Origin of the sequence: Streptomyces sp. NPDC035033, assembly GCF_040636735.1 — a bacterium.
Lineage (GTDB): Bacteria > Actinomycetota > Actinomycetes > Streptomycetales > Streptomycetaceae > Streptomyces.
The window spans coordinates 81,292-92,375 of record NZ_JBEZUZ010000005.1 but is presented as its reverse complement, the minus strand read 5'-3'; the positions used below and the strand labels follow the sequence as shown (position 1 = coordinate 92,375).

The following is an 11,084-nucleotide window of genomic DNA, read 5'->3' as shown; positions in this document are numbered from 1 at the left end:
AGAGTGGATTCCGATCTCCGCGAGATGCGGGGCGTCCTTCAAGGGAAGCTTGCCGACTGGGTATGCCGTCGCTTCCCTGACGGCGCTTCGTCGCAGTGGTGGCTATCAATCTTCGAGTCCTTGGAGGCCAGCGCCTCTCCCTTCCGAGAGTTGGCCCCGGACCGACGCGCAGAGGATCTCAATCTTGCCGCAGAGGCCATACTGGTGGCTGTCAAGCTTGGTGGTGTGAGGAGCGCGATCGGTGCCTACTGGATGCTCAGAGTCGCAGCACTATCCCTGCGACTCGATCCTCCGGTCGCCGATCTTCCACAAATCCTCACGCCGGACGGTTCTGCAGCGTGGGCGCTGCGACAGATTCCCCTCACACGTGAACGCACGATCGAAGAATCGGAGACTCGAAAGAGCGAGCACCTTAACGCCGGCAAGGAGTTCTATGCGCCCGTCGGGGGTGAATTTACTCTGACAGGCGAGGTAGCGTTCTCTGGACTGCAAGATGTAGAACTCATCCTGTCCGCTCTCCCGTGGGTCTGCTCTCACCTCAAAGACAAAGAGATTGAAAGCAACGTTCACTCCTGGCTGGAAATCCGGGGGAGCTTGTAAGGATTAAGGTCCCTCTCGGGAAGGTCTCCTGTTCCGCCCGGTTAGGGAGCGGATTCCGGACATACGGAGAACTGCCGCTGGCCAGACGCCAGCGGCAGTTTCTCTGTTTGACGGCACGTCAGCGGACGCCAGCAGCAGCGGGCGGGCCACTGAGGTCGCCATAGGTCGGATTCAGGGCGACGCCCAGGATGTCGATGGCTTGGCGTTGGATGCGTAGGCGTAGACGCCGATGTGGGCTCAACCAACAGCTCCTTGATCACGACGAGGTCGACGCCCTGCTCCAGAAGCAGGGTCGCGGTCGATTGGCGCAGATCGTGAACGCGGATGCCGGAGTCCGACACAGTCGAGAAGGCCGCGGAAGCGGCGGGGGAAGTCGGCCGGGTCGAGGGAGCCACCAATCGGTGTGGTGAAAACCAGGCCGTGGTCTCTCCAGGCTGACGCTGCTGTCTCACGTTCCCTCGGCAGAGCGATGCGGCGTTCGTTCGCCGGAGAGATCGCACGTGCGGGGCGTTGGAGGGAGCGTTGGACTCGGGCCGTTCCGGTCGTGAGGTCGAGGTCTTCCCAGTGAAGGCCAAGCGGTTCGCCGTTACGGGGGCCGGTACGGATGGCGACTTCGTCCTTTTTGGCAATCAACGCACTCGTCTCGCCCTCAAGCGAACCGCTCCGCGCCTGAAGCCGTCGCGCGGCGCGGAACTGCTGCCGTTCGGCGGTCAGTCCGCCCTTTGTGGATGCCGCAGCATCCGACCAGCCCTCTGCCTCTACGACACCATGAGTTCGACCTCAGTCGCGGTCACTCGCTCGCGCCGTGTTCCAGCCCACCAGTTCCGTGGCCTTGTCCGTGATGATGCCGTCCACGCCCAGATCGGCCAACTCGCTCCAACGCTTCGGGTCGTCGACCGTCCAGACGTTCACCTTCACGCCCGCGGCGTGAAGATCCTTCACCACCTCGGGGCGCGTCTTCAGGGCCTCGTCGGAGACGTTGTACGCGATCACGTCGAGGTCCTTGGCCACCGCCACCGGGTCCGCGTCCAGCTTGCCCTGCAGGAAGGCCATCGGGACCTGCGGGGCCAGCTTGCGGACGTGCTTCAGGGACTCCGGGAAGAAGCTCTGGACCATCACCCGGTCCATCATCCCCTCGTCCCTCACGGTCTGGATGATGCGCTCGATGTCCGCCTTGCCGCGCGTCCCGGTGATGTCCAACAGGAGTTTCCCGCCCCGCTCCCGCAGGTCCGCGAGCTGGGCGGCCAGTGTCGGTATCCGGGTTCCTTTGTACTGCGGCGCGAACCAGGAACCCGCGTCCAGGGCGTCGATCTCCGCCGAGGTCAGCTTGCCGATGTTGCCCTTGCCGTTGGTCGTCCGGTCCACGGTCGCGTCGTGGAGCACGTAGAGGCCGCCGTCCCGGCTCGGCCGGACATCGTTCTCGATCCAGTCGGCTCCGGCCCGGCGCGCCACCTCACCCGCGACCAGGGTGTTCTCCGGGGCCACGGCAGAGGCTCCCCGGTGAGCGATCACCTCTGGTACAGACGGTACGGAAGCGGTGGCGGACGCCGTGTCTCGGTCGGTCACCAGGAATGCGGCAGTCACCGCCGCGGCAAGAGCAGCGGCGGATACGGCTGCGACGCGACGTCGTCGGCCTCGTATAGGAGTCACGCTGGCGGACCCTAACACGGTGCCGGAGCCGGCCATGTCCGAGGCCGATTCCGTTGGCGGACGCGGGGCCCTTCCCGGATCAACTCGCCTCGGCCCCCTCCTGGAACCCGAGGGCGGCACGCGACCCGCCCGTCACCCAGCGGCTTGTCGCGCGAGGCACCGCAGCGGCACGGCGCGACCCGGTTCCGCACCTCGTACGCGTGCCCGTCGGCGCCCGTCTCCTGGACCCCGCCCACACCCGACGGCCTCCGGACACGCCTTGCACGGAATCCTCGGCCACGGCGATGGACGGCGAGATCCCGGCTCCTCACGCCACCCGTCCGGCACCATGACGCGACCAGCGCCGCAGCGCCCGCCGTCGCAGCTGTTGCCAGTTCTTGAGGCACGTCCTCTCCGGTCCCCTCCATCGGTGACAGCGACCGGCCCCATGCGTTCCCCTCACCCCCCGCCCTCATGACCACGGAGCGAAACAAGGATGCAGAAACCCCGTCGGCGAACCGGCGAGGCTCCTTCCGGCGCGTGCTCAGGAACCCACGATGTGTGTACGGGCAACAACCGAGGACGAACCCGCTCTGGTCGGCGAGGGCACAAACCGTGGGGCTCTTACCGAAGGCTCCCGCCGAAGCGGACCGTCCGGAGCACACAGCACGTGAACACGCTCCTCGTCCGAGAGACGAGCCGGCAGGACCACGACCCTGCCCAGCTCGTCCTCGCCCGCCGTCAGCGGTCTCCCGCGAGGTCGAGGTCGGGCGTACGGGGCCCGGCGGCGCCCCGCGCCGGCCGGGGGTCGCGCCACGGGCGGTCCAGGGGCCGGGAGACCACCCGCCACCACGGCTCGGCCGGCACCTTCCCCGCCGGCTCGAACGGCTCGCCGGGCCGCGGCAGCGGCACCGTCTGCCCGGCCTCCTCGGCCACGTCCTTCGTCCACTCCCCCGGCTCGGCCCAGGGGTGCGGCGCCAGGTTGAAGGTGGCCCAGTGGACGGGCAGCAGCACCCCGCCGGGCGCCCCGCCCTGGAGGTCCAGGTGGGCCCGCAGGCCCTCGGCGGGGGTCATGTGGATGTCGGGCCAGAAGCCATTCTTGATTCTTGGAGTCGACAGAGGCCCGACGGGCCGCCGTTTCGCGGCTTCGCCCCCCAGCGAGATCGTCCTGCTCGTCGTCCGCTCCCCGCAGCGCTGAACGGGCCGGCACGTCCGCCGGGCCGGAGCGGGCCGAAGGATGCGCCCCCCCCGGGACGAAAGGGGCCGACCCGGGCACAGCCGTCATGGGGCGGGGGCATAACGCACGATCGTCGTCCCACATGCCTCCGCGTACACCTTCAATGCGTCCGCCATACCGGCAACACCCACCACGGAACAGGTACCGCCAGCAGCGGCGACGATCTACGAGCACGGGGGCTCCGGCTCGTCGGCCTCCTCCGCGCCTCCGGTCTCACCGCCTCCCTGACCTCCGTTCCCGCTGCGGAAGGTCCCCTCTTCACTCCGTTCTGCCACGCCCGCGTCGAGGCCCAGCAGCGCCTCCCGCTCGGCCTCATCGGCGGCCAGGTCCCAGCGCAGCTCCGTGCCGGCCCCAGGTCGCGGCGTGGGTGCAGTGGTAGGTGTCGTCCGACGGCAGCCGCTCGGCCGGGTCCTTGTCGGCCTTCGAGCGGTTCGGCGCAGCGGTGACCGCGATCGGTGCGTCGGGGCCGCCCTGGTCGTTCGCGTACGCCTCACCCCGCTGCGCATCCCGGTCCGAGGCCTCAGTTGGCAGGGAGTGTCATTCGAACCGTGCGGGACTGCCGTCAGAGGACGACTGGGTTTCGCTTCTGGGATCCGGGCTTGTCGAAGCCGGTCTTCACCCGTTCGGCGGGCTGCGTTCGCCGTGGCGCGTGGTGGCGGTGAGGGTGGGGGCGAGGTCCGGGGCGTCCTGCCCGGGCTGGGCGTCCTGGGTCGGAAGGCGGCGACGTGGTGGAGCGGGTGGAGTTTCGGGGCGGGTATCCGGTGGCGGAAAGCGTCGTGGAGTCGTACGAGCGCAGTGACCGGCACCGGGCGGTGGAGGCGTACCGGTTCTTCTACCCGGTGGTCTCCCTGGAGGCGATCCTGCGCGGGACGCGGGCGGCGGGGGCCGTGGACAACGTCTCCGCGCCGATTGTCGTGGCTCGCCCGCACCACGTGGGCTTCACGCTGAACTCGGACACCCCGTACCTGGGCGGAGGGCTCGACCTTCGCGCGAGCGGGCCGCTGGTGATCGAGCTGCCGCCGGGTCCGCTGGTGGGTCTGGTGGACGACCACTACCACCGCTGGCTGGTCGATCTCGGGCTGCCGGGCCGCAACGGGCCGCGCGGCGGGAAGGTCCTGCTGCTGCCGCCCGGCTACGACGGTGAGCTGCCGTCCGGGTCGGACGGGTACGAGGTGGTGCGCAGCGACACGTGGCAGGTGCTGTGCGCGCTGCGGGCGCTGCCGCTGGGCGGTGACGTGGAGGCGGCGAACAGGCTTCTCGGCTCCGTCCGCTTCTACCCCCTGGCCGAGCGGAACGATCCGCCGGCGTTCACGGTGCTGGACCGCAATGAGCAGCCGATGGACAGCACGCCGCTGGCGTGGGAGGACAACCTGGAGTTCTGGCGGGTCCTGCACTCCGTCGTCGACGCGGAGCCGCCGGTCGACGAGCTCAGGCCGATGCTGGGGCTGCTGGCCGAGCTGGGCATCGAGGCGGGCCGGCCGTTCGCGCCGGACGAGCGGATGGAACGGATCCTCACCGAGGCGGCGCGGCAGGGGCGGGACGAGCTGCTGGTGTCGGCGTTCGCGTCGCGGCGGGCGGACCGGACGGTGTGGCCGGACCGGGCGTGGGAGTGGGTGGGGCTGCGGCCGGAGAACGGCACGTTCGAGCGGCCCGGTTCGCTGGACGTGGAGGCGCGGGACCGGTGGTTCGCGCAGGCGATCGTCACCTCGCCGGCGATGTTCCGGCGCGAGATGGGCGCGGGCTCGCTGTACTGGCTGGGGCTGCGCGACAAGACCGGAGCCTACCTCGACGGCGGTCGCGCCTACCGGCTGCGCGTCCCCCTGCCCGTGCCGCAGACGCTGTTCTGGTCGGTGACCGTCTACGACGCCGCGACCCGCTCCGAGGTGGTGGCCGAGCAGGGGAAGGCGGCTCTGCGGTCGCTGTTCGACAAGCTGGAGCCGACGGGCGCCGACCACGTGGACCTGCACTTCGGGCCTACCGAGCCGGCCGGGGCGGAGGGCCGGTGGATCCAGACCGTGCCCGGCCGCGGCTGGTTCGCCTACTTCCGCATCTACGGCCCGGAGCAGGCCGCCTTCGACGGTTCGTGGCGGCCGGCCGACTTCGAGGCGCTGGACTGAGAGCTCCGTAGCTGTTCGCGGCGGCCCGCCCGGATGCCGGTCCCGGCATGGGGAGGCACGCGGGGGGGGCCGTTTCTCGCGGAAGGCGGGGAGCAGGGGCTCAGGGGATGCGGCAGATGCGGGTGGCGAGGACGGCGATGTCGTCTTCGGCGCCGGCGGGGAGGTAGCGGGTGGCGATCTCCAGGCCGGGGTGGGGGGCGGCGGGCAGCCCGTTCATCCGCGCCAGGGCCTCGTTGACGTACACGTGCCGCAGCTCGGGGTCGGGGAACGCGACCCCGGCGCCGGTCGTGCCGAGCGGTGTGAGCAGGTCGGCGGGGTCCGTACGAGGGCGGGGTGCCGGCGGACACAGGGGTGCCTCCGGGGCCTGATGCAGCCAGGCGGGCGGGGGTCGTTCCGGTCCGTGCTCCGCCCAGGCAGGGGCTGGCAGCGGGCTTGTGCGGACGGAGGTCGTTGGGGGCACGGAGTGATGGTGGCGAAGTCGATGCCGGTTCGTCGGGGGATCCGTGAGGGCGGGCGAGGACTGCTGGGTCTCCTCCGTGGCCGATTTCGGCGGGATCGGTTTCCCGGGCGCCGAGCGCTTCCTTCTCGGCGGCCGCGTGGCTGCGGTTCTTGTCACGATGCCCCAGGTCAGCGACCTGGGGCATCGTGGTTGCGTGGACCGGGTGATCCAGGTCCGAGGGGCAGAGCTGGCGCTCGACGGCCGTCAGGGGGTGACGATCGGGAAGTTCCGGTCGGGCTTCGAACGGTGGGCGAGGAGCCGGGTGATGAGGGTCGGGTCGCCTTCGGTGCCGATGCCGAGATCGTCGAGGCTCTTTCCGGCGAGCAGGCCGAGGAGCTGGGCCTTGCCGAGGGTGAGGGTGAGGCCGGCGGGGGTGCGGGGCGGGGCGGTGGTCTCGCGGTGGGTGAGGGCGCCGTTGTGGAGGGTGAGCCGGTGCCGGGCGCCCCCGTCCGTGGGGCCGTCCGTGAGGACCAGGTCGATGACGAGCTCGTCGTCCCAGGCCCGGGGGCCGTCGATCGCGATGGCGATCGAGTCGAGCAGCATCGGGACGGTCAGCGCCATCACCATCTCGGGATTGGACAGGTCGACGACCTCCCCGGTGACGCCCTGCCGGAGTTCCTGGGCGCCGCGCAGGTAGAAGTTGCGCCAGGTGGCGTTCTCGGCGCCGTACCCGAGCCGCTGGTACACCCCGGCGAGCGTGTCCTTCGCCTCCTGGTCGTCGGGGTCGGCGAAGACCAGGTGGTTCAGGAGGGTGGCGGCGAAGCGGAGATCACCGTCCTCGGCGTAGGCGCGGGCCTTGGCGAGAGCGTCGGCCGGGCCACCGAGGGCCTCCACGTACCGCTGGGCCAGCTCCACCGGCGGGTGCTCCCACAGGTGGGCGGGGTTGCCGTCGTACCAGCCGAGGTAACGCTGGTAGATCGCCTTGGTGTTGTGGCTGAGCGAACCGTAGTAGCCGCGGGCGTGCCACGCCTTCTCCAGAGCGGGCGGAAGCTCGATCCGCTCGGCGATCTCGACGCCCGTGTAGCCCTCGTTGAGAAGGCGGAGGGTCTGGTCGTGCATGTAGGCGTAGAGGTCGCGCTGCTCCTCCAGGAACGCCACCACGTTGTCGTGGCCCCAGGTCGGCCAGTGGTGGGAGGCGAAGCCGACGTCGTACTGCCCGTGGAAGTACTCGATCGCCTCGTCGAGGTAGTGGGCCCAGATCCGGGAGTCGCGCACGACCGCGCCGCGCAGGGTGAGCACGTTGTGCATGTTGTGGGTGGCGTTCTCGGCCAGGCACAGGGCGCGGTGGTCGGGGAAGAGGAAGTTCATCTCCGCCGGGGCCTCGGTGCCCGGCGTCAGCTGGAAGACGATCCGCACCCCGTCGACCGTCTCCTCCTGCCCGGTCTCCGTGATGTCCACGGTCGGCGGGATCAGGCTGATGGTGCCGGTGGAGGTCGCCTGGCCGAGCCCCACACCGATCTGCCCGTCGGGGGCGATGGGGAGGCCGACGCCGTACATGTAACTGCCCCGGCGCCCCATCGCGTTGCCCACGTACACGTTCTCGCTGACCGCGTGCTCCAGGAAGCCGGCGGGGGCGAGGATCGGGACGCCGTCCTCGGTGCCGTGAGGGAGGACGCCGCGGACGCCGCCGAAGTGGTCGCCGTGCGAGTGGGTGTAGATCACGCCGGTCACCGGCCGGTCGCCGCGGTGCTCCTTGTAGAGCGCGAAGGCGGCGGCCGCGGTCTCGACGGAGATCAGCGGATCGATGACGATCACGCCCCGCTCGCCCTCGACGAGCGTCATGTTGGAGATGTCCAGGCCGCGGACCTGGTAGATGCCCTCGGTGACCTCGTACAGGCCCTGGCGGGAGGAGAGCTGGCCCTGGCGCCACAGACTGGGGTGGGCGGTGTCCGGGCAGTCGGCCTTCAGGAAGGCGTAGGCGTCGTTGTCCCAGATCACCCGGCCGTCGTCGGCCTTCACCACACCCGGGACGAGGGCGCCGAGAAAGCCGCGGTCGGCGTTGTCGAAGTCGGTCGAGTCCTCGAAGGAGGGCAGGGTCTCGCTCATTGCCTGATGCTCCGTTCCGCACGCGCGTTCTGTCTGCCGGCCCATCTGAACATCAGTCTCAAACTAGCGCATATCGGACCCTTGGTGAGGCGGTCGAGACGTCCACTCGCGCGCGGCCGTCCACGCTTCCTCCAGCCCGCCGAGGAGCTCGGGGGTGGCAGGGACGATGCCGCCGGCGCCGAGACGGTCGGCGATTCCGGAACGGCGCAGGAGGCGTTCCAGCGGGGGCTGGACGCCGCACAGGATCAGACGGCCCCCCTGGTCGGCGAGGCGCTTCGCGTACCGGTCGAGGAGTTTGAGCACGGCTGAGGACGGCACGTCGGGCAGGGCACGCACCACCAGGATCAACACCGCGCCGCGCGCCCCTTCGGGGCGGGGGAGCCGGGCCTCGATGCGGGGCAGTTCGGCGAAGAACGACGAGCCGGCGTAGTCGAGGACCGTGACCGTCCCCGGCGCCAGGGCGGCCGGAGGCGCGGTGGTCTCCCACCGGCCCGGGCCGGCGGGCCGGTCGGGCGTCCGGCGCAGGGCGATGAGCTTCGCCTGGCGGGCGGCCTGCGCGCAGTAGAGGAGGAGAGAGAGGACGGCGCCCAGGACGATGGCCTGCTGGAGGGGGAGCTGGGTGGTGGCGAGGAAGGTGAGGACCATCGCGCCGGCCGACGTCCACGAGGTGCGCAGCACCAGCAGGATGTCGTGCCGCTTGCCCCAGATCAGCTCGCCGCCCACCACCAGGACCAGGCCCCCGATGACCGGCATGGGGATGCGTTCCGCGAGCGAGCCGCACAGCAGGACGACGAGAGCGAGGAAGACGCCGGAGACCACCCCGGCCCAGCGGGTGCGGGCGCCGGCCGAGACGGCGACGCCGGTGCGGGACATCGAGCCGCCCGAGGGCAGCGCCTGGAACAGGCCGCCGGTGAGGTTCGCGTAGCCCTGGGAACGGAAGTCGCCGTTGATGTCGGAGCGGGTGCCGTCCGGGTTGGGCATGGAAGGGGCGATACCGGCTGCTTGGGCGAGGGCGACGAGGGCGACCGAGACCGCGCCCCAGACCAGGTCCGGGGCGGCCGCCAGGTCGGGGGCGGTGAAGGACGGCAGGGCGGCGGGGATCGAGGCGATGTCCCGTACGAGTTCCACGTCCGCCGCCAGCAGCGCGACGGCCACGGACACGGTGACCATCGCGATCAGCAGCGCTACCGGTTCCAGGCGCCTGACCGCGCGGGCCGCCGCCCACACCCCGATCGTCGCCAGGGCGGTGAGGGTGGCGGCGAGCCGCCAGTCCCCGATGTGCCACAGCCAGTTCCCCAGCTGGTACAGCTTGTTGTGGCCCTCGGGCTTGTAGCCGGTGGCGTCCTTGAGGACTCCGGTGATGATCTGGAGCGCGATGCCGGTGGAGAAGCCGGTCATCACCGCGTTCGACACGAAGCTCATCACCGCACCCAGCCGCAGCACGCCCATCAGCAGCATCACCGCGCCGACCATCACGGTCAGCAGGGCGATGTTCCCGGCGTCCTTCACGTCGAGCCCGGCGTCCGACAGCACGCTCTGCGAGGTGAGCGCGATGGCGCTGGTCAGGGTGGTGACCATCAGGACCGTGCGGGAGGTGAGCGAACCGACGATCGCCGGGACCACGCCCGCGTACAGGCCGGCGACCGGGTTGAAACCGGCGATCGCCGCGTACGCCATCCCCTCCGGAATCGAGAACAGCCCCGTCACCGCACCCGAGGTGACATCCGAGCCGGTCGGCCGTCCCAGCCTTTTCAGCCGCACCCGCACCCTCACTCGGCTCCCCTTCCCGCACCCCCGGTCACCCGGTGTCTTGATCACCGAGCCTGACCGCAGGCTCCCCCGCGCACGAGTGGGGTTCGGCCGTCCGGGTGAAGGACCGAAGGCGGGCTTTCCGCTGCCGTGCGAGGTTGGGAACGGTTCGTTCCATTACGCAGAGGGGCTGGCACATGGGTGACGCGATTGGGCAGATGCTGACCTCAGCCGTCGGCATCGCCATCAGTCCGCTACCGCTGATCGCCGTCATCCTGATGCTGGCCACCCCCAAGGGCCGGGCCAACGGAATCGCCTTCACCGCCGGATGGATCCTCGCCGTCGCCGCCGTGGTCACCGTCGTCGTCCTCGCCGGCTCCGGCGCCGACGCGGCGGGCGACGACGGACCGGCCACCTGGACCCTGTGGCTCAAGCTCGCCCTCGGCGCCCTCTTCCTGCTCCTCGGCGCCAAACAGTTCAAGGACCGGCCTCGCGAAGGCCACGAGGCGACCACCCCCGGATGGATGAAGGCCATCGACACCTTCACCCCCGCCAAGTCCGCCGGCCTCGCCGCCGCCCTGGTCGTCGCCAACCCCAAGAACCTCGTCCTCGCCATCGGCGGCGCCGTCTCCATCGCCGGCTCCACCGCCACCGCCGGCGGCAAGACCGTCGCCGCCGCCCTCATGGTCCTCATCGCCTCCCTCTGCACCCTCCTCCCCCTCGCCGTCTACCTCGCCGGAGGCACGAGGTCCGCGAAGGTGCTCAGCGGCTGGAAGGCATGGATGGCCCGCCACAACAGCGCCATCATGACCGTCCTCCTCCTCGTCCTCGGCGTGAAGTACATCGGCGACGCCCTCGGCGGACTGACCACCTGACCAGCAGCAGACGCACCTGCCCCGTAGGGCAGAAAATCAAGCCCCACTGGCCAAGCGCCTACGACATCGGGCCGTAGGCGCCGAATCACGCCCGGACGCATCGACAGGAGTCGGCGCCTGCTTCGGCCGACTCCACGGACGGGCGATCGTCTGGGACACCCCACGCCACCAGGCATCCGCGGGCAGCTTCCCCGTCGGCTCGAACGGTCGCCGTCCCACGCCGCCGGGGCGTCGTCGTCGGGACCGGCAAGGACATCGAGGTCGTGCTTCAGGGCCCTGCGCGCGTCGGCGAGCTGAGGACTGTGCTCCAGCATGGCCCCGTACGGATGAGT

Annotated in this window: 7 protein-coding genes and 2 pseudogenes; 3 read left to right on the top strand and 6 right to left on the bottom strand. The window is 70.5% G+C overall.

Features of this window, described 5'->3' with window-relative positions; all coding sequences use genetic code 11:
• Window positions 1–3 precede the first annotated feature (3 nt).
• Complete coding sequence (locus tag AB0E83_RS04330) at window positions 4–600, top strand: hypothetical protein (RefSeq protein ID WP_362105629.1); 597 nt, start codon at window positions 4–6, stop codon at window positions 598–600.
• Between the two features lie 118 nt (window positions 601–718).
• On the opposite strand, the pseudogene AB0E83_RS04325 reads toward AB0E83_RS04330, so the two are convergent.
• The 3 genes and pseudogenes from AB0E83_RS04325 to AB0E83_RS04315 form a co-directional block, all read right to left on the bottom strand.
• Window positions 719–1,215, bottom strand: a pseudogene (locus tag AB0E83_RS04325) (tyrosine-type recombinase/integrase); the annotation flags it as partial.
• 165 nt (window positions 1,216–1,380) lie between these two features.
• Window positions 1,381–2,286: a glycerophosphodiester phosphodiesterase family protein gene (locus AB0E83_RS04320; RefSeq protein ID WP_362105626.1), complete on the bottom strand. Its 906-nt coding sequence runs from the start codon at window positions 2,284–2,286 to the stop codon at window positions 1,381–1,383.
• Between the two features lie 684 nt (window positions 2,287–2,970).
• Window positions 2,971–3,321: pseudogene (locus AB0E83_RS04315) on the bottom strand (MBL fold metallo-hydrolase); the annotation flags it as partial.
• Window positions 3,322–4,242: 921 nt separating this feature from the next.
• Here AB0E83_RS04315 and AB0E83_RS04310 point away from each other — a divergent pair.
• The gene (locus AB0E83_RS04310) at window positions 4,243–5,583 is read left to right on the top strand and encodes a DUF1254 domain-containing protein (protein ID WP_362105623.1); all 1,341 of its coding nucleotides are present in this window, start codon (window positions 4,243–4,245) and stop codon (window positions 5,581–5,583) included.
• Between the two features lie 100 nt (window positions 5,584–5,683).
• Here the strand turns inward: AB0E83_RS04310 and AB0E83_RS04305 are convergent, their stop codons facing one another.
• The 3 genes from AB0E83_RS04305 to AB0E83_RS04295 all read right to left on the bottom strand — a co-directional run bounded on the left by AB0E83_RS04305 (window position 5,684) and on the right by AB0E83_RS04295 (window position 9,889).
• Window positions 5,684–5,827 carry a hypothetical protein gene (locus AB0E83_RS04305; RefSeq protein WP_362105621.1) on the bottom strand — a complete coding sequence of 48 codons (144 nt, stop codon included), beginning with the start codon at window positions 5,825–5,827 and terminating at the stop codon, window positions 5,684–5,686.
• A gap of 459 nt (window positions 5,828–6,286) precedes the next feature.
• Entirely contained in the window at window positions 6,287–8,128 is a 1,842-nt protein-coding gene (locus AB0E83_RS04300; protein ID WP_362105618.1) for an alkyl sulfatase dimerization domain-containing protein, read from the bottom strand.
• A gap of 63 nt (window positions 8,129–8,191) precedes the next feature.
• Window positions 8,192–9,889, bottom strand: coding sequence for a SulP family inorganic anion transporter (locus AB0E83_RS04295; protein ID WP_362105615.1), 1,698 nt, complete (start codon window positions 9,887–9,889; stop codon window positions 8,192–8,194).
• Between the two features lie 185 nt (window positions 9,890–10,074).
• Between AB0E83_RS04295 and AB0E83_RS04290 the strand changes: the two genes are divergently transcribed.
• Window positions 10,075–10,752 (top strand): GAP family protein, encoded by a 678-nt coding sequence (locus AB0E83_RS04290; protein ID WP_362105612.1) that lies wholly within the window; start codon window positions 10,075–10,077, stop codon window positions 10,750–10,752.
• The last annotated feature ends 332 nt before the right edge of the window (window positions 10,753–11,084 follow it).

Excerpts from the sequence above, each read along its gene's own strand:
- AB0E83_RS04300 (WP_362105618.1), bottom strand. The coding sequence starts at position 8,128 with ATGAGCGAGACCCTGCCCTCCTTCGAGGACTCGACCGACTTCGACAAC.
- AB0E83_RS04320 (WP_362105626.1), bottom strand. The coding sequence starts at position 2,286 with ATGGCCGGCTCCGGCACCGTGTTAGGGTCCGCCAGCGTGACTCCTATA.
- AB0E83_RS04290 (WP_362105612.1), top strand. The coding sequence starts at position 10,075 with ATGGGTGACGCGATTGGGCAGATGCTGACCTCAGCCGTCGGCATCGCC.